Source organism: Pseudomonas sp. HK3, from assembly GCF_052920985.1.
This window is the reverse complement of the sequence record NZ_JBREXD010000003.1, coordinates 1,111,117-1,129,065: the sequence shown is the minus strand read 5'-3', so window position 1 is coordinate 1,129,065 and position 17,949 is coordinate 1,111,117. Positions and strand designations below refer to the sequence as shown.

Here is a 17,949-nt window from a genome sequence, read left to right as displayed (position 1 = left end):
TGACGGAGCCTGTGTCGATTGCAGTTTGCTTTGCCTATTATGCATCAAATAAGTGGAAACAAAAAAGAAGCCCTTGGGCTTCTTTAAATATCAGGCGATGAGCTTAAATAGCCGTTAGATTTTCTCAATCAGTAACGTGCCCACATACTTACCGCTGTTGAAATGCTTGCCGTCTTCAAAGTCACTGTCCGCACGGTCTGAGCTGAGTAATGTGATGGGCAAGCTTTGTGAGCTAGTATCGCTGTTGCTTGACGTAAAGCGGACACCGTTATCGGTACCTGCATCGTACAGCTTAAGATCAATGGTTTGGCTCTCAATCCATTGGCCCTGTTCGTCTTGTAACGCTAAGCCATGCACGCCCACAAACCAGTCTGGGCTCGGTGCAATCATACTTACAAGGGTCAGCAATGGATAAGTGGTCGAAGTTTTAAAGTCAATGCTCACGCTGCCGCTGCCTGAGTTAATTTTGCCGGCTTGTATGCGCCCTTGGCTGTAACCGGATGTTTTAGCGGATTGAATTTCGGTATTGAATGCAGAAGTACTGCCGCTTTCGGCCATGCTTTCAATGCCAGCCGTTGCTGGTTGGCTATCCGGTGCCCAGAACACAACTTGCTCGTTATGAACCGTGCCCACTAATGGCGACCAATGAGCGCCGCCTGGGTAGTTAGTCGGAAAATCTGTGCTGTTCCATTGTGTGGTAAAGGTTGCTCGGTAAGACACATCACCGGTTGTATCGCTTTCGACGGTGTCGCTGCTTGAGCCGCAGCCTGCAAGGGTAAGTAAACTGCTGCCAATGACGGCTAAAAATAGAGTTTTCATGGGCGGTATCCATAGTTTGTTGTAACTGTTAAGAAGCGTAAAGAGAAGGAAAGTTCCCATGATGCAAGCCAGCACTAGGTAAATGACAAGAACTGGGTAAAATAGCCCTACGTTTATTTGAGCACGATTATGTCCATTATTTTAGGAATTGACCCCGGTTCGCGCCTAACAGGCTTTGGTGTGATTGAAGCCCAGGGCAGTAAATTGCGTTATATCACCTCGGGTTGCATTCGCATTGATATCTCTAAAGATCTCGCATTTCGCCTAAAGCAGATCTTTACCTGTGTGACGCAAATTATTGAGGAAAACACTCCCAACGAATTTGCCATTGAGCAAGTGTTTATGGGGAAGAACGTCGATTCGGCACTTAAGCTTGGTCAAGCACGGGGCAGTGCGATTGTGGCCGCCAGTATGAAAGACCTTCCAGTATTTGAATATGCGGCCCGCTCAGTTAAGCAAGCGGTTACTGGTCGAGGGGCGGCGGATAAAGAGCAAGTGCAGCACATGGTTCAAATCTTATTGAGCTTACCCGGTAAACCTCAAGCTGATGCGGCCGATGCCTTGGCCATTGCCATCACCCATGCTTATTCATCACAAAATCTTGTAGCTCAAGCGGGTGGCAGTAAGCAAAAAAATGGTCGCCTAAAGGTGTTTTAACACCCGTAGCTAGCCATCGCCCTAAGGATTGGGTAACCTATACTGATTATAAATACAGTATTCACAATAATAAGCAGCGCTTTCTATGATTGGTCGTATTAGTGGCACCCTAGTTGAAAAACAATCCCCTGAGTTATTAATTGATGTCAATGGCATTGGCTATGAGGTGCTTGCGCCCATGACCACCATTTACAAATTGCCAGAGCTAGGGCAGCAAGTGTCTTTGCATACTCATTTTGTGGTGCGTGAAGATGCGCAGCTGTTGTATGGTTTTTCGGATAAGCAGCAGCGATCTCTCTTTCGCGCGTTGATTAAAGTCTCCGGTGTGGGTCCAAAGCTTGCCTTAGCAATTTTGTCGGGCATCGAAGCGCAATCGTTTGTGCGCTCTATTCATGATGGCGATACCGCTACTCTAGTACGCATTCCGGGCATTGGTAAGAAAACCGCTGAGCGTTTAGTCGTCGAAATGAAAGATCGCCTAAAAGAGTGGCAAGTTGATAGTGACTTGCCATTGATGGCGGCCGCGAATCCTCAGCCTATGGATCAAGTCCATTGGGTACAGGAAGCGGAAGGTGCGTTGATTGCGCTAGGTTATAAACCTACCGAAGCGGCAAAAGCCATTTCGGCCATTAAAGTACCAGTCACCTGTGCAGAGGATTTAATCCGTTTTGCATTAAAAGGCATGTTGAAGCAGTAGTTAGAGACAGTCATTAAGAGAAACAGCCATGATAGAAAGTGATCGCTTTGTGAGTGCTGAGCCTGTAGAGCTCGTTCAAGCAGAGACACCACAAGACCGCGCAATACGTCCGACAAAATTAGCAGACTATGAAGGTCAGCCTGCGGTGCGTGAGCAAATGGAAATTTTCATTGGCGCCGCTAAAGCCCGACAAGAAGCACTTGATCATACTTTGATATTTGGCCCGCCGGGCTTAGGTAAAACGACGCTTGCCAATATTATGGCTAATGAATTAGGAGTCAGTATTAAGTCAACGTCAGGACCGGTACTTGAAAAAGCAGGCGACCTTGCCGCGTTGCTGACCAACCTTGAAGAAGGGGATGTATTGTTCATTGATGAAATACATCGCTTAAGTGCCTCGGTTGAAGAAGTATTGTATCCCGCCATGGAAGATTACCAATTAGACATCATGGTCGGCGAAGGCCCTTCTGCGCGTTCAATTAAAATTGATTTGCCGGCGTTCACATTAATTGGTGCAACTACACGTGCGGGACTATTGACCTCACCATTACGTGACCGCTTCGGTATCGTACAGCGTTTAGAGTTTTATAATGTGGCGGACTTAACCGGTATCGTAAGTCGCAGTGCCAGTTTATTAGGCGTTGAAGTCGATGATCATGGCGCAAAAGAAATTGCCGTGCGTGCACGTGGCACGCCTCGTATTGCGAATCGATTATTACGACGAGTGCGCGATTACGCCGAAGTAAAAGGGAATGGCGTCGTCACGCAAGACATAGCCGACCTTGCACTTAATATGTTGAATGTTGATACACACGGTTTGGACCACATGGACAGACGACTGCTATTGGCCATGATTGAAAAATTTGGCGGTGGCCCAGTGGGGGTTGATTCATTGGCGGCAGCCATTAGCGAAGAACGCGATACGATTGAAGATGTACTAGAACCATACCTTATTCAGCAAGGTTTTATGATGCGAACGCCAAGAGGGCGAGTTGTGACGGAGCATGCTTATACCCATTTTGGTTTAACAATAAACACAAGCGAGTAAGTGTGAGCGATTTTAATTGGCCTGTTCGAGTGTATTTTGAAGATACCGATGCTGGAGGGATTGTTTATCACGCTCGATACTTGTATTTTCTTGAGCGTGCACGAACTGAATGGTTACGCCAATTGGGTTTTAATCAATCAATATTAAAACAACAAAATATGTTGTTCGTTGTTAGAGATATGGCCATTAAATGGCAAAAGCCAGCGATCTTAGATGATGCGCTAACGGTCAGTGTTAATATTGTATCGATCAAAAAAGCGTCACTCAAAATGCAGCAAAAAATTACAGTCGGCGACGAACAAAAACTACAAGCTGATGTCACTATAGCGTGTATTAATGCTACAAATAAAAAACCAATGGCAATACCACAGGCCATTTTAGAACTCATTACGATAAGTGGTGAGAAAGGAGTTAAGTGTGAATGAATCCATGACCATGTGGTCGTTAATCTCCAATGCCAGTTGGGTTGTGCAAGGCGTTATGCTGATACTGCTTGGCGCTGTGTTTGCTTCATGGGTGATTATTATTCAGCGTCAGCGTGTATTGAGCGCTGCAAAAAATAGCTTTGATAAATTTGAAGATCGTTTTTGGTCAGGCATGGATTTAAGCCAACTTTATAAAGAGATTAACCAAGAACCGCCGGCGTTTGGTGTTGAAAATATTTTCACAGCGGGTTTTCGTGAGTTTAGCCGTTTACGCCAGCAAAGCAGTGCGGACCCAGAAGCCGTAATGGAAGGTACACAACGTGCCATGCGCGTTGCAACCACTCGTGAGTCAGAGTTGTTAGAGTTACATTTACCATTTCTAGCAACCGTTGGTTCCACCAGCCCGTATGTGGGTTTGTTTGGTACCGTTTGGGGCATTATGAATAGCTTTAGAGGCCTCGCTAATGTGCACCAAGCAACACTTGCAACAGTAGCACCGGGTATTGCAGAGGCTTTGATTGCAACAGCAATTGGTTTATTTGCGGCGATTCCGGCGGTGATTTTTTATAACCGCTTTACAACGAAGGTTGATCAAGTGATCAGTAATTATGAAACCTTTGGTGAAGAGTTTATTAGTATTTTACATCGCCAAGTTTATAAAAAAAATAAAGTGCTGCCGGAAACGCCAGTGCCCCCTGTTACAGCAACGGTAGATAACAATGGCTAGGCAGAAACGTCGCCCAATTGCTGAAATGAACGTGGTGCCTTACATTGATGTTATGTTGGTGTTGTTGGTTATATTCATGATTACAGCGCCTCAGCTTACTCAAGGAGTGAGGGTAGATTTACCTAAGGTCGCTAGTGAACCGATTAAATCGGATAAAAACAAAGTCCCTTTAATTGTCACCATTAAAGATAATGGACAATATATTCTTGAGCGTGGCCGCAAAGAAGATAAAGCGGTTAATCTTGAGTATGTGCACAAATATGTGACCAAAATTTTAAAGCAACAGCCCGATACCGACGTATTGGTACGTGGTGATCAATCTGTGGCTTACGGTAAAGTGATCGCCTTAATGAGCACCTTACAAGCAGCGGGTGCACAAGGGGTCGGTTTAGTAACTGAAGCGCCGGAGCCTGGTCGCTAATGCAGTTGCACTTTACTGATCCCACTAGCTTTAAGATTCCTATTATTGGCTCAGGGCTTATGATTGTCGTTTTGTTGTTCCTGTTGAGTAATCAATGGATTGGCGAACAAGAGCAGGTGGTGAAAAAGCCGCAGCATATTGCGGCCCGCATTGTGCAACTTAATAAGCCTAAACCTAAAACGGCTTCAATTAAGAAAGCTCAAAAAAAAGCCATTGCAAAGAAAACCAAGCCAGTCAAAAAAACAACGCCTAAGCCCATTAAAAAAGTAGTAGAAAAGGCGAAGACTGTCGTCAAAAAAGAACAGACGCCACCAAAGCCATTACCCTTGCCGGGCACTGACTTTCTAAAGGTGCTAGAAAAAGAAGAAGCTTTAAATGCGACAGCGCAAGCTAAGCAAAAGGAAGAGCAGGCTAAAAAAGCGTTAGAAGATCAGCAGCAAGTGACGGATTATAGTAGTCAGATAAATGCATTGATCCAATCGGTATGGCGTTTCCCACCTAGTGCCAAACACGATGAAGAAGTTGTATTAAGAGTGTACCTTGTGCCAACAGGTGAGGTGACAGAAGTGCTTTTATTGCAATCTAGTGGAAATGATGCACTAGATAGAAGCGCAGAACAGGCGGTATGGAAAGTGAGGCACTTTCCTGTCCCTAAAGATGCCGTATTATTTGAAAAACAATTTCGACAAATTGTATTAAAACTGAAACCGGAAAATGCTCGATTATGATGCGTAAATCGCTTTTTATAGTTAGTTTGTTGTTCAGTGTGTTTGCCAAGGCTGAACTGACCATTGAAATTACCCAAGGTATTGCGAGTTCAATACCTATATCCGTTGTGCCGTTTCAAACGGTATCGCTGTCATCTTCTGGTGCTGTGATTGATGATGTTGTACGTAATGACTTAGAAAGGTCAGGGCATTTTTCGGTGCTTGGCCCTAAAGATATGCTGAGTCATCCTCATACCGAGAGCGATTTATATTTTCGTGACTGGCGTTTACTGAAGCAAGAATACGTTGTAATGGGTGTCATTACGGAATTAGCAGGTGATCAGTATCAGATTCGTTACCAATTATTTGATGTATTTAACGAACGAGAGCTGCTTACTCAGACATTAAAAGGGACTGAACAGCAACTACGTGACGTAGCACACCGTATTAGTGACGCAATTTATGAACAATTGACGGGTATCAGAGGGGCCTTCTCAACTAAGATTGCTTATGTGACAACTAACCCTGAGAGAACGCGTTTTAATTTATCAATTGCGGATAGTGACGGAGCCAGAGAAAAAATCATACTTACGTCAAAGTATTCCATATTTTCGCCTGCTTGGGCGCCTGATGGAAAACGCATAGCGTATGTAATGATGGAAGATGCAGGTAGTCGTGTTTATGTGCAGGATATTACAACAGGCAAAAAACAGCTTATCAGTTCAAACCGAGGGTTAAATAGTGCGCCTGCATTTTCACCTGATGGTAATAAACTTGCTGTGACGCTTTCAAAGGATGGAAACCCCGAGATTTACGTGGTTAATTTAACAACACGTAAATGGCTTAGAGTGACGAATCACTATGGTATCGACACTGAGCCAAACTGGATGCCTGATGGTAAACATATTATTTTTACCAGTGGTCGCAGCGGCAGCCCACAAATTTATCGTAAAAATATTGAGACTGGTTATGTAGAAAGGCTAACGTTTGAGGGCAATTACAATGCCCGTGCGCGCCTGGCTCAAGACGGCCGATTCCTTGTTATGGTGCATCAGTCTCAGCAAAGTGGTGAATTCCATATTGCCTCTTTAGATTTAACGCGAGGTTTGTTGCAAATTTTGAGCTCTGACACATATCTTGATGAATCGCCTAGTGTTTCTCCAAATGGAGTTATGGTAATGTATGCCGCAAAGCATAATAAACGAAGTATCTTGGCCGCGGTATCGGTCGATGGTGATGTGAAGTTCTTGGTGCCATCTAAAAGTGGTGATGTAAGAGAACCCGCATGGGGCCCGTATTTAAATTAACTCACACATTAAAAATAAGGTAAAAAAATGCAAAACATGGGAAAAATTTTCGCAGTATCTCTTCTTTCTTTAGCAATCACTGGTTGCGCAAGCAGCGGCGGTACAACTGATGAAGCGGCTACTACAGATACGTCAATTGAAGAAAGCCAAACTCAAGCCGTTCCTGGTTCTCCTGGCCTAGATGTTGTTACAGAAGAGCAAGCTGGCATGGCTGCAAACCCTTTGCTTGAGCAAATGGTTGTCTATTTCGGCTATGATCGTTCTGAAATTCGTCCTGAGTTTAAAGACATTCTAAATGCACACGCTGAATACCTAGTGGCGAACCCACAGGCAAGCGTTTCATTAGAAGGCCATTGTGATGAGCGTGGCACAGTTGAATACAACCTTGCACTAGGTGAGCGTCGTGCTAATACTGTTAAGCGTTACTTGGTTGTTCAGGGTGTAAACCCAAGCCAACTTGAAAGCGTAAGCTTCGGTGAAGAGCGTCCAGCAATGGTGGGTTCTGATGATTCAGCTTGGTCTAAGAATCGTCGCACTGAAATCAACTATCAAGCGCGCTAATGTTTAAACTAGCATCTTTCAAATGGGCTCCTTTGGCACTGTGTGTCATGGGAGCTAATTTTGCTAATGCTGATACTTGGTCGTCTTTGGATAATGCCAAAGGCGTCCCAGTTACGTCAGTTGCCCAAGCACCTGCTGCAAGTAATAATGCAAATAAGGGGTTGAGCACTGCGGCGAGTCAAATGCTGTTCTCTGAAATAGAGATGCTTAAGCAAGAGATTCAGAGTCTACGTTCCACTGTTGAAAAGCAGGGGTATGAGCTTAATAAGTTAAAAACCGAACAAAAACAACGCTATCTAGATCTTGATCGTAGAATGAGTCAGATGTTAGAAGGTCAGAGTGCCTCTACTGCTCCTGTAGCAGGTGTGACAGTCGGTGACGGCCAAGCAGAATACGATGCTGCCTTTTCATTAATGAAACAGCGCAAGCTAGATGAAGCGGCTATTAAATTTAAATCCTTTCTACAAGCGTTTCCCAAAAGTGAACTTGCGGTTAATGGTTATTATTGGCTAGGCCAGATTTATTATAATCAGGGTAACCTCGAAGAAGCTCGAAAAGCGTTCACCATTGTTGTTAATCAATATCCAAATCATCAAAAAACGCCCGATTCAGCCTACAAGTTAGGGGTTGTTTTGCATCGCGTAGGTGATACGGCTAAAAGTAAAACCTTACTTCAGTCTGTTGTTAGTAAATATTCAGATTCTGCCTCGGCTCGTTTTGCCGCTAAATACCTTAAAGATAATTTCAAATAATTTTTTAATTACGCTGATTAATGCCTTTTCCTGCGTGAATGGTTATTTAAACCCTTTGCGACCCCTCGCTTTTGATCCTTTGTGCTTATTTATTGCCGCTGTAGCCCTTTAAATATAAGGGGGTGTGTAAAAATATAGAAAAAAGTCACGTAAGGGGTTGTTTTATATCTGAAAAATAGTATTATTTGCGCCCGCTTTGGGGGTCGTTAGCTCAGTTGGTAGAGCAGTTGACTTTTAATCAATTGGTCGCTGGTTCGAATCCAGCACGACCCACCAAAGCGAAATAAGCGTAGATAAGTTATTGAATTTGTTGACAAAAAATATTTTCAGTATAGAATACGCACCGAGCTTGGGTCGTTAGCTCAGTTGGTAGAGCAGTTGACTTTTAATCAATTGGTCGCTGGTTCGAATCCAGCACGACCCACCATTATTTAAAAAGGCAGAGTATAACTACTCTGCCTTTTTTTATTTGTGCCACAGAATTTTATTGTTCAGCCAAACAAGCTATTTAGCAAAGTCATCCTTATGTTAAAATGCTGGGCTGCTTATCTAACACAGATGTATTTTCCGTTATGACACAGTCAACCATTGCAACCGATCAAGTGGTTCATGCTTGGGTACAAGACCATTTAGAGCACGGCGTTCAGCAAGACATGAATGCCGAGCAGATGTCTGCTTATGTGAAACGCATAAAGCAGCTATTGGTTGAGAAAAACGCCGTCCTTGTTGCTCACTATTACACTGATCCTATTATTCAAGCGTTAGCAGACGAAACCGGTGGTTGCGTGGCTGACTCTCTAGAAATGGCTCGATTTGGTCGTGATCATAGCGCCCAAACACTGGTTGTTGCCGGTGTGAAGTTTATGGGTGAGACAGCCAAGATCTTAAGCCCTGAAAAAACCGTGCTCATGCCTACCCTAGAAGCGACTTGTTCGTTAGATATAGGTTGCCCTATTGATGAATTCAACGCCTTCTGTGATCAGCACCCAGACCGTAAGGTCGTTGTTTATGCGAATACATCGGTAGAAGTTAAAGCACGTGCTGATTGGGTTGTGACCTCCAGTATTGCACTTGAAATTGTGCAGGAGTTAATGGAGCAAGGTGAAAAAATTATCTGGGGGCCTGACCAGCATTTAGGGAATTATATTCAGCGTATGACCGGTGCCGATATGCTGATGTGGAATGGCTCTTGTATTGTCCATGAAGAGTTCAAAGCCAAAGGTCTTGAGGATCTTAAGAAGGTTTACCCTGATGCGGCTGTACTTGTTCACCCTGAGTCGCCAGAGTCAGTAGTAAAAGTCGCGGATGTCGTGGGCAGTACCTCGCAAATTATTAAAGCGGCGCAAACCATGGATAATCAAACGTTTATTGTGGCAACAGATAAAGCGATCTTTTATAAGATGCAGCAAATGGCGCCGGGTAAGGTTTTCATTGAGGCGCCTACTGGTGGTACCGGTGCAAGTTGTAAAAGCTGTGCTCACTGCCCTTGGATGGCGATGAATGGCTTGGATAACCTAGAGTCATGCTTAGACCAAGGCTTAAATGCAGTTGAGGTAGATGATGAAGTTGCAGCTAAAGCTATGGTCTCATTGAATCGTATGCTCGATTTTGCAAAAGAGCATGGTGTGCAGGCCCAGGGTCGTAGCTTCTAATGTATTCAACTAAAGGCGACTTAAAACTTTAAGTCGTCTTTGGCGCTTGATATATCTCTTGCGCGCTGTTCGATGCGCGCTGATAGTAAAAAATTCCCTTTTGATAATTCTAATGCGATTTTTAATTGCTGCAGTGCTTTTTTACTTTGTCCGGTTAAAAACAAAAACTCGGCGCGTGCTCGATGCAATGCAATGATGTTGTCTGCTTTTCCTTGTGCTTCAGATAATTGTTGCCAGATATAAGGGTCATTTGGACGAATGCGAGAATGGCTTTGCAGTACATCGGCGGCGTCATGATATTGCTCTGTGTCCATCAGCATGCCCACATAACTCATGGTAAGTGGGTGGTTGTCTGGGTTAAGGCTTAACTGTTCTTTTGTATGGTCGATTGCGTCTTGTTTTTTGCCTGTGTGGAATAAAATACGAGCATACAGTGCTTGATAGGTGATGCGCTGAGAATCCGTTTCAAGCAAGAATTTTGCGTGCGTTAAAGCGTCTTGGTATTTTTTTTGTTCGGCCAGTAATATGGCCAATGCATAGCGAATAATGTGTCGTTCTTGTGGGTCATTTACTTTTTTAAGTTGGCTTTGATAGTGCGCTAAATTATGGCTTTGTTTTTTGTACTGTAAAAGCGTGTAGGTGCGCATAAGTTGATATTCGATGTCTTCAACGTTTGCAGTTACTTTCATGGCGTCGACGCGGGCTGCCGCGTCACTGATGCGATTCTCAGTCACGGGGTGGGTTAGCAAAAATTCAGGTGGGCGTTCACTGTATTTATGAGCTTCGTACATTTGTCGAAACATGTCAGGCATGCCGTGAGGGTTTATTTCTGCGCTAACAAGTGTGTGCATGCCAAGGCGGTCGGCTTCACGCTCCCAGTCGCGGCTGTAGTTTAAAGACCATTGGGTTGCTGCTGCTTGGCTGGTCATTAGGCCTGCAAAGCCGGCCTCTGTGTTGTTGGTTGCCAGTAGCATGATGCTACCGAGTAGTGTTGCCAGTGCAATGGGTGTTTGCTTGCGACTTTCATCTATTTGCCGAGCAAAGTGGCGCTGACTTAAATGGGCGAGTTCGTGTGCAAGTACGGCTGCAAATTGTGCTTCATTTTTTGCGTGTATGAATAAACCGGCGTTGATGCCAATGACACCACCAGGGACGGCAAACGCATTTAATTGCTTGTTGTCTAGAATAACAATTTCGAGTCTGCGATCGCTCACTTGACTATTACTCGCAAGGCGATAAATAAGGTTTTCTGTGTATTCGGTTAGTTCTGCATAGTGCAGTGATGAAACTTGTGATCTTAAGTTACGAAGCCAAGCTCTGCCTAGTGTATGCTCTTGTCCAATTGAAATAAGCCCAGACGACGCATCGCCTAAGCTAGGAAGGTCGTTGTTGGCACTAAGGCTTGGAAAACTCGCTAGGAGTATTAAACAAGCTAAAATGTAAGGCATACACTTCCTTATAGATTAAGTTCGCCAGTTAAAAGCTTTTAGAATAATATTAGCCCGAATTCTAGTTATTGGGCGTGTAAATGGTATCACAGTCATTCGATATGTTATTAGACGTTAGTGGTCTGCGCTGTCCAATGCCGTTATTGAAAACGAAACAAGCATTAAGTTCCATGTCGTCTGGCCAAGTTGTGAAGGTCGTTTGCACGGATGCTGGATCTTGGCGAGACATACCTGCGTTTGTTGAATTAACCTCTCATGCTTTGTTGTCTTTAAAGCACAGTGATGAGCAATTTATTTTTATGATTCAAAAAGGAGAATAGACTTAATATGTCTATGATGCGCCTAATTAGAGGCTGGGTAGAGCAGTATTTTTCAGATGAAGAAGCACTTTTTCTTTTGCTGTTGTTGGTTGTTGGTTTTGTCATTGTACTAACGCTCGGTACTGAGTTAGCACCGGCTATCGCCAGTGTGATTGTTGCTTATTTATTGCAAGGGCCTGTACTTGCGCTTAAGCGATACGGTGTAGGCCATACGTTGGCCAGTGTGATTGTGTTTATGGTGTTTATTGTGGCGTGCTTAGCCATCATGTTTATTATCGTGCCGGCTGTGTGGGGGCAGGTGACGCAATTATTTACTGAGTTGCCTAATATGCTTTCTAAGGGTCATGATCTTATGGTGATTCTGCCTGAGCGTTACCCGCAATTATTTGATCAAGACCAAATTAAAACGCTGACTAAAACCATTGGAGAAGAGGTAGGGCGTGTTGGTCAATTAGCCTTGTCCTTTTCTTTATCAAATTTACCCAATGTAGTGGCGATTCTTATATATCTGGTTTTGGTGCCTATTTTGGTTTTCTTTTTCTTGAAAGACGGGAACATGATGGTTCGTTGGTGGGTGTCTTTGATGCCATCAAAGCGTGTCTTGATCGGTCAAGTTTGGCGTGAAATGGATGAGCAGTTTGCTAACTATATTCGAGGTAAAGTGGTCGAGATTGGAGCTGTCGGTGTTGTGACGTATGTGGCGTTTGCCATTATGGACCTGCGCTACGCGGCCTTGCTGGCTATTTTAGTGGGTCTATCAGTGGTTATCCCTTATATCGGTGCAGCGGTTGTCACCATTCCGGTTGTTATGATTGCATACTTTCAATGGGGGCTCAGTTCCGATTTTTATTATCTGGTGGCTGTGTATTTCATTATTCAGGCGCTGGATGGCAATGTATTGGTACCACTACTATTTTCTGAAGCGGTTAATTTGCATCCTGTTGTGATTATTTTGGCGGTTCTGTTGTTTGGTGGGCTGTGGGGGTTATGGGGGGTGTTTTTTGCAATTCCACTCGCAACCATATTCAAAGCAGTCCTGACAGCTTGGCCAAAAGGCGTTCAAGCGGTTCAGCAAGAGCCTGATACTCAGGCATAACGTTCAAAACACTGATTTAAAGGGGGTTATCCCCCTCATTATGGTCTGGCGGGCCTTGCCACAAACGGGCTGCGCCAGTACCATTGCGCTCTATTTTTATATCGTTCTCGGAGAAGGTACATGATCACCGGAAGCATCGTAGCTTTAGTGACACCAATGGAAGCAACAGGGGCTGTGGATTGGAATGCCCTGAAGAAATTGGTGGAGATGCACATTGAGAAGGGTACAGCCTCAATTGTTGCAGTTGGCACATCAGGCGAGTCCGCTACGCTAGACCCTCAAGAGCATCTTGAGGTGATTGGCCAGGTTGTAAACTGGGTTGATGGTCGTATTCCTGTTATTGCTGGTACGGGTGCTAACTCAACCGCTGAGGCAATTCACTTGACCAAAGAAGCTCAGCGCTTAGGTGCGGACGCTGTTTTGTTAGTGACGCCTTACTATAATAAGCCAACTCAAGAAGGTTTATTTTTGCACCACAAGGCCATTGCTGAGGCCGCAAGTATCCCTCAAATTTTATATAATGTACCGGGTCGAACGGCTTGTGATATGTTGCCTGAGACAGTTGAGCGCTTGGCCCAGTTTGAAAATATTATTGGTATTAAAGAAGCCACGGGTGATATTGATCGTGCTCGTGATGTAATTGCGCGTGTTGGTGATCGTATGGCGGTTTATTCTGGCGATGATGAAACCGCTTATGAATTAATCCTAGCCGGTGGTAAAGGCAATATTTCTGTGACGGCAAATGTTGCGCCAGAGCAAATGGCAAAACTATGCGCGTTAGCATTAGAAGGTAAAGCGGAAGACGCTAAGGCGATGAATGATGAGTTAATGTCATTGCACGGCGCTATGTTTTTAGAGTCTAACCCGATTCCTGTTAAGTGGGCATTGCATGAAATGGGCTTAATTGGCCCTGCCATTCGTTTGCCTTTAACCCCGTTATCAGAGCCAATGCGGGAACCTTTGCGTCAAGCATTGGGTCAATGGAAGCTCATTAAATAATTATAAGATTGGAGTACCTGATGCGCTTAGGTGTGTTGTTTGTTTTGTTCCTTGCGTTAAACGGCTGTAGTTGGTTATTCCATGATCGTAACGATGACTACTTAGCGAGTGAAGTAAAACCTAATATCCAAGTACCAAAACAGGTTGCTGATGTTTCTTTGAAACCTCAGTTACCGATACCGGATGTTAAAGAGCCATTAAAGATTACTGAGTTTGTACTACCAAGACCTAACAAGCTTGAGCTTACCGATTTAGATGCGTCACGTTCGACGAGTTTATCTGAATTGAGCCAAGTAACATTAGAAACCGATCTTTTAAAGGATGGTAATGGTACGCCGATTTTACGTCTTAATATTGAGTTTGCGCGTGCTTGGGCTGAATTAGGTGAGGCCCTTAAAAAGGCTGATATTAAAATCACTGATTTAAATCGCAGCATTGGTACGTATTACATCGAATTGACGAAGCCTGGTAACCCTGACGATGTTGGCTTTTGGGTCGGATTGTTTGGTGGTGAGCCTGAACCTATTCAAGTGCTATTACAGGTTAAGTTGAACCAAGCTCGATCAGGTGTGTATGTCGCGATTCATGAAGATGCTGATAATCTTGCTGAAGATGCACAAGCACAAACGTTGTTGGAAAAGATTCAAGAAAAACTCTAGTGCGATTTTGTAGTATTGGCAGTGGCAGTAAAGGTAATGGCACCCTAATTCAAAAGGGTGACACCTGTATTCTTATTGATGACGGTTTTACTTTGAAAGAAGTTGAAAACCGTTTAGCGCAAAAAGGGCTCACGCCTTTGAATTTAAGTGCTGTGCTCATTACACATGAGCACGGCGACCACATTAAGGGGGTTGGCCCCCTTGCTCGAAAATATCGAATCCCCGTTTATTGCTCCCACGGTACATCTTTACATGAAGGTTTAGGTGTTATCCCAAGTCTAAAGGTTATTGATAGCCATAGTGATTTTACGATTGGTGAGTTGACTGTATCTCCTGTGGTGGTGCCTCATGATGCTCGTGAGCCGACACAATTTGTCGTAACAGATGGCGAATTTACAGTTGGCGTTTTGACCGACCTTGGCAGTCTTACGCCTTATATTATTGATAAGTATCGTTATTGTCATGGTTTGTTAATCGAAACCAATCATGATGTTGCGATGCTCCGAAGAGGGCCTTATCCGCCAAAATTAAAAGTGCGCGTAGAAGGGTCTTTAGGGCATTTAAATAATGAACAGGCTGCGCAATTCTTAATGCAAGTGGAGCAGGAGCAATTGCAGTATGTTGTTGCCACGCATATAAGTGAGCAGAATAACCAAGCAGAGTTGGCGATTCAAAATATTTGCTCTGCTTTAGGGTGTGACCCGCAGTGGGTGATAATGGCAAATCAAGAAACTGGTTTTGATTGGCGTCAGCTTGCGCCTGTTGAGCAATTTAATAAGAAAAAAACGCGCGTATAGTGAGAATCCGCACATATGTCTCATAGTTTGGCTGTGTTTTATGTGTAGTTGTGATTAAATTTGGCCAAATCTATTGATCATGGTAGCGTTAAGCCTTGATTGATATGACGATTACTTTTTGAAGGAAGATAAAAATGAAAAAAATCCTTGCTGCAGCTGTCGTTGCTGCTACGTTGCCCCAAGCTGCTAGTGCGCTGCCTTTAGTTGATTTTTATGCAGGTGGTTATTATTGGGATCAAACGGTATCAGGTGATGCGGGTTCAGGTTCTAATCAAGCTGATTTAGACGATGATTTAAATTTGGATGCTGATGGTCAAAATGTTTTGTATTTTGCATTCGAACACCCAGTACCTGTTTTGCCAAATATCAAAATTAAAACGACCGACATGAGTTCAGATGGTAATGGTCAGGTTTCAAGTGGCTTCAAATTAGGTGACGGAACTACAGTTGTTGGTACGGCTAATGTTGCTTCAAAATTAGACTTGTCGCATACCGATTACACGCTTTACTGGGGTCTGCCTCTGCCAATCGTAACACTGGATTTTGGTTTTACAGCGCGTCAGTTTGATGGTTCTATGGAGATGTCTGGTGATTACGCTGCATCAGCGCCATTGGATGTAACTGTGCCAATGCTTTATCTAAAAGCGGGTGCTGATATCCCTTTGACAGGACTTTCTTTCGGCGGTGATGTGAATGTTATTTCTTATGAAGATAGCGGTATTACGGACTTTGATTTAAACATCACATATGTATTGCCAGTCATTCCTTTATTGGATGTCGGTATTACGGCTGGTTACCGTAGTTTTGATCTGGAAATTAACCCAGATGATTTCGGTGGTAGTGATGATGATTTGAACGCTAAAGCAACGATTGCGGGTCCATACCTTGGTTTGAGTCTTCATCTTTAAGTTTTAGTATTCATTTTAAAGCCAGTTCGCTGGCTTTTATTTTAGTTGTATTGTGGACCTGATTTTACTAAGTTGGTTTGGCTTATGTTGATTGTAAGGTTTAAAAGGATAGTGCTTGCGTGCTTATTGGTTGGTTTGTTTGGCTGTGGTAATGATATTACGCGGTTAAGTGACGATGAGCTGAGGCAGAAAATACACGGATGTGATTATGCGCTGGATTTAACGGTAGCAGAACATCAAGTCTGTGAGAATTATCATCGAGAGTGTAAGCGTCGTTTAAACGAAGGGCGCTTTGTTTGTACATAAATAGAAGAGAAATAAGATATGCGTAAATTACCTATGGTTGCCATTGTATCTGCTGCGTTGTTAGCAGGTTGTGGCGAAAAAGAAGTGGCTTTAGAAAGCAATGTAGACAAAATGAGCTACGGCATTGGCATGAGCATGGCTCGTAGCGTGACTGGTCAGCCGATTGACATTAATACAGAAGCCATGATTGCAGGCCTTCAAGATGTATTGAATGAACAGCCAGCGCGTTTAGAAGAAGATGTAATCCGTGAAGCGTTTGCGGCTGTGCGTGAAGAGCAAATGGCTAAGCAGCAGCTAGAATCTGAAGGTATGCTAAAAGAAGGTGCTGACTATCTAGTTGAAACGGCTAAGAAAGACGGCATTAAAGCGACAGAAAGTGGTTTGCTTTATGAAGTGCTAGCGGAAGGTAAGGGTGATATGCCATCTGAAACTGACACAGTTGAAGTACATTACCAAGGTACTTTGATTGACGGTTCTGTTTTTGATAGTTCAATTGAACGTGGTGCGCCTGCTAAGTTCCCAGTTAACCGCGTTATTGCTGGTTGGACTGAAGCATTGCAAATGATGAAGGTAGGCGGAAAGTGGCGTTTACATATCCCTGCTGAATTAGCTTACGGCGCGCAAAGCCCAAGCCCTAAAATCCCAGCAAACTCTACTTTGGTATTTGAAGTAGAATTATTGTCTATCGAAAAATCTTAATTTTTATTTTCGGTATATTGAAGGCCCTAGCTTGCTAGGGTTTTTTTATGCCTAGTGTTTAGAGTTGAGTAGAACGGAATAAATTATAATAAGGTGAGTGTAAAAGATATTTAAATGAATAGTGAGTATTAAGAAAAAACTATAGAGAAGTGTAATGGTCGGAGCAGAGAGATTCGAACTCCCGACCCTCTGGTCCCAAACCAGATGCGCTACCAGGCTGCGCTATGCTCCGAACAGATATAAATAACAAATTTTATTGCTAGATATTTAAAGAGTGTTGCTAGGGTAAAAAAAGATGGTCGGAGCAGAGAGATTCGAACTCCCGACCCTCTGGTCCCAAACCAGATGCGCTACCAGGCTGCGCTATGCTCCGAAAGTGGCTCCTCGAACTGGACTCGAACCAGTGACCAATAGATTAACAGTCTACTGCTCTACCAACTGAGCTATCGAGGAACTACAGTGCGGTCTCGGCGTTGCCTTGACTGCGGGGCGTATACTATGTGTGTTAGTGTTAATGGTCAATACCTTTGTCTTAATATCTTGTAAATTTAGCGTAGATATAATCTTGTTATTTGCTGTTTTCTTCAAAGGTTTGAGTTTGTATTTCTATAATTTGACTGAGTAGATATTTAGGGTGCAGTGTGTGAATAATATAAGCTAAGAGTAGTTTGTTTTTCTATGAGGATGTTTGATGCTAGGATATCTATTAACTTGATGTTTTAAATTGGTCGGAGCAGAGAGATTCGAACTCCCGACCCTCTGGTCCCAAACCAGATGCGCTACCAGGCTGCGCTATGCTCCGAAAGTGGCTCCTCGAACTGGACTCGAACCAGTGACCAATAGATTAACAGTCTACTGCTCTACCAACTGAGCTATCGAGGAACTACAGTGCTGTCTCGGCGTTGCCTTGACTGCGGGGCGAATATTATTGACGAATGCCTGTT

21 protein-coding genes and 7 tRNA genes are annotated in these 17,949 nt (G+C 43.8%); 21 read left to right on the top strand and 7 right to left on the bottom strand.

The genetic code is table 11. From position 1 onward, the window contains the following. Positions 1–114: 114 nt before the first annotated feature. Positions 115–819 carry a spondin domain-containing protein gene (locus ACU6U9_RS20955; protein WP_446736898.1) on the bottom strand — a complete coding sequence of 235 codons (705 nt, stop codon included), beginning with the start codon at positions 817–819 and terminating at the stop codon, positions 115–117. A 129-nt stretch (positions 820–948) separates the two neighbouring features. Between ACU6U9_RS20955 and ruvC the strand changes: the two genes are divergently transcribed. The 13 genes from ruvC to nadA all read left to right on the top strand — a co-directional run bounded on the left by ruvC (position 949) and on the right by nadA (position 9,773). Then, positions 949–1,476, top strand: coding sequence for a crossover junction endodeoxyribonuclease RuvC (gene ruvC, locus ACU6U9_RS20950; protein ID WP_446736897.1), 528 nt, complete (start codon positions 949–951; stop codon positions 1,474–1,476). Positions 1,477–1,561: 85 nt separating this feature from the next. Next, positions 1,562–2,173 carry a Holliday junction branch migration protein RuvA gene (gene ruvA / locus ACU6U9_RS20945; RefSeq protein ID WP_446736896.1) on the top strand — a complete coding sequence of 204 codons (612 nt, stop codon included), beginning with the start codon at positions 1,562–1,564 and terminating at the stop codon, positions 2,171–2,173. A 28-nt stretch (positions 2,174–2,201) separates the two neighbouring features. Next, complete coding sequence (gene ruvB / locus ACU6U9_RS20940; RefSeq protein ID WP_446736895.1) at positions 2,202–3,221, top strand: Holliday junction branch migration DNA helicase RuvB; 1,020 nt, start codon at positions 2,202–2,204, stop codon at positions 3,219–3,221. A 2-nt stretch (positions 3,222–3,223) separates the two neighbouring features. Further along, positions 3,224–3,646: a tol-pal system-associated acyl-CoA thioesterase gene (gene ybgC / locus ACU6U9_RS20935; protein WP_446736894.1), complete on the top strand. Its 423-nt coding sequence runs from the start codon at positions 3,224–3,226 to the stop codon at positions 3,644–3,646. A 10-nt stretch (positions 3,647–3,656) separates the two neighbouring features. Then, entirely contained in the window at positions 3,657–4,373 is a 717-nt protein-coding gene (gene tolQ / locus ACU6U9_RS20930) for a protein TolQ (protein WP_446737213.1), read from the top strand. Continuing rightward, positions 4,360–4,794: a protein TolR gene (tolR, locus tag ACU6U9_RS20925; protein ID WP_446737212.1), complete on the top strand. Its 435-nt coding sequence runs from the start codon at positions 4,360–4,362 to the stop codon at positions 4,792–4,794. The genes tolQ and tolR overlap by 14 nt, the downstream gene beginning before the upstream one ends. Next, entirely contained in the window at positions 4,794–5,522 is a 729-nt protein-coding gene (locus ACU6U9_RS20920) for an energy transducer TonB (RefSeq protein ID WP_446736893.1), read from the top strand. The genes tolR and ACU6U9_RS20920 overlap by 1 nt, the downstream gene beginning before the upstream one ends. Continuing rightward, positions 5,519–6,808, top strand: a complete 1,290-nt coding sequence (gene tolB, locus ACU6U9_RS20915; protein WP_446736892.1) for a Tol-Pal system beta propeller repeat protein TolB — start codon at positions 5,519–5,521, stop codon at positions 6,806–6,808. Before ACU6U9_RS20920 ends, tolB begins: the two co-directional genes overlap by 4 nt. Before the next feature lie 27 nt (positions 6,809–6,835). Next, complete coding sequence (pal, locus tag ACU6U9_RS20910) at positions 6,836–7,369, top strand: peptidoglycan-associated lipoprotein Pal (protein ID WP_446736891.1); 534 nt, start codon at positions 6,836–6,838, stop codon at positions 7,367–7,369. After that, positions 7,369–8,121, top strand: a complete 753-nt coding sequence (gene ybgF, locus ACU6U9_RS20905; protein WP_446736890.1) for a tol-pal system protein YbgF — start codon at positions 7,369–7,371, stop codon at positions 8,119–8,121. The genes pal and ybgF overlap by 1 nt, the downstream gene beginning before the upstream one ends. Before the next feature lie 200 nt (positions 8,122–8,321). Beyond that, a tRNA-Lys gene (locus tag ACU6U9_RS20900) sits at positions 8,322–8,397 on the top strand. A gap of 75 nt (positions 8,398–8,472) precedes the next feature. After that, a tRNA-Lys gene (locus ACU6U9_RS20895) sits at positions 8,473–8,548 on the top strand. A 145-nt stretch (positions 8,549–8,693) separates the two neighbouring features. Then, on the top strand, positions 8,694–9,773 hold the full coding sequence (gene nadA / locus ACU6U9_RS20890) for a quinolinate synthase NadA (RefSeq protein ID WP_446736889.1): 1,080 nt from the start codon (positions 8,694–8,696) through the stop codon (positions 9,771–9,773). A 20-nt stretch (positions 9,774–9,793) separates the two neighbouring features. Here nadA and ACU6U9_RS20885 read toward each other — a convergent pair whose 3' ends face one another. After that, entirely contained in the window at positions 9,794–11,221 is a 1,428-nt protein-coding gene (locus ACU6U9_RS20885) for a M48 family metalloprotease (RefSeq protein WP_446736888.1), read from the bottom strand. 80 nt (positions 11,222–11,301) lie between these two features. Here ACU6U9_RS20885 and ACU6U9_RS20880 point away from each other — a divergent pair, with 80 nt between their 5' ends. From ACU6U9_RS20880 to ACU6U9_RS20845, 8 genes are all read left to right on the top strand, one after another. Further along, entirely contained in the window at positions 11,302–11,541 is a 240-nt protein-coding gene (locus ACU6U9_RS20880; protein WP_446736887.1) for a sulfurtransferase TusA family protein, read from the top strand. A 13-nt stretch (positions 11,542–11,554) separates the two neighbouring features. Continuing rightward, positions 11,555–12,637 (top strand): AI-2E family transporter, encoded by a 1,083-nt coding sequence (locus ACU6U9_RS20875; RefSeq protein ID WP_446737211.1) that lies wholly within the window; start codon positions 11,555–11,557, stop codon positions 12,635–12,637. A 120-nt stretch (positions 12,638–12,757) separates the two neighbouring features. Next, positions 12,758–13,636, top strand: coding sequence for a 4-hydroxy-tetrahydrodipicolinate synthase (dapA, locus tag ACU6U9_RS20870; protein WP_446736886.1), 879 nt, complete (start codon positions 12,758–12,760; stop codon positions 13,634–13,636). Between the two features lie 20 nt (positions 13,637–13,656). Next, positions 13,657–14,295, top strand: a complete 639-nt coding sequence (gene bamC, locus ACU6U9_RS20865) for an outer membrane protein assembly factor BamC (protein WP_446736885.1) — start codon at positions 13,657–13,659, stop codon at positions 14,293–14,295. Further along, positions 14,295–15,092 carry an MBL fold metallo-hydrolase gene (locus tag ACU6U9_RS20860; protein ID WP_446736884.1) on the top strand — a complete coding sequence of 266 codons (798 nt, stop codon included), beginning with the start codon at positions 14,295–14,297 and terminating at the stop codon, positions 15,090–15,092. Before bamC ends, ACU6U9_RS20860 begins: the two co-directional genes overlap by 1 nt. Positions 15,093–15,226: 134 nt before the next feature. Beyond that, the gene (locus tag ACU6U9_RS20855) at positions 15,227–16,000 is read left to right on the top strand and encodes a TIGR04219 family outer membrane beta-barrel protein (protein ID WP_446736883.1); all 774 of its coding nucleotides are present in this window, start codon (positions 15,227–15,229) and stop codon (positions 15,998–16,000) included. Positions 16,001–16,084: 84 nt separating this feature from the next. Beyond that, positions 16,085–16,306, top strand: a complete 222-nt coding sequence (locus ACU6U9_RS20850) for a hypothetical protein (RefSeq protein ID WP_446736882.1) — start codon at positions 16,085–16,087, stop codon at positions 16,304–16,306. A gap of 18 nt (positions 16,307–16,324) precedes the next feature. After that, positions 16,325–17,005 carry an FKBP-type peptidyl-prolyl cis-trans isomerase gene (locus ACU6U9_RS20845; RefSeq protein ID WP_446736881.1) on the top strand — a complete coding sequence of 227 codons (681 nt, stop codon included), beginning with the start codon at positions 16,325–16,327 and terminating at the stop codon, positions 17,003–17,005. 155 nt (positions 17,006–17,160) lie between these two features. Here ACU6U9_RS20845 and ACU6U9_RS20840 read toward each other — a convergent pair. From ACU6U9_RS20840 to ACU6U9_RS20820, 5 genes are all read right to left on the bottom strand, one after another. Beyond that, positions 17,161–17,237 (bottom strand) — tRNA-Pro (locus ACU6U9_RS20840). Positions 17,238–17,301: 64 nt separating this feature from the next. Further along, a tRNA-Pro gene (locus tag ACU6U9_RS20835) sits at positions 17,302–17,378 on the bottom strand. Between the two features lie 4 nt (positions 17,379–17,382). Then, a tRNA-Asn gene (locus tag ACU6U9_RS20830) sits at positions 17,383–17,458 on the bottom strand. Positions 17,459–17,730: 272 nt separating this feature from the next. Next, positions 17,731–17,807 (bottom strand) — tRNA-Pro (locus ACU6U9_RS20825). Between the two features lie 4 nt (positions 17,808–17,811). Next, positions 17,812–17,887, bottom strand: a tRNA-Asn gene (locus ACU6U9_RS20820). Positions 17,888–17,949 lie beyond the last annotated feature (62 nt).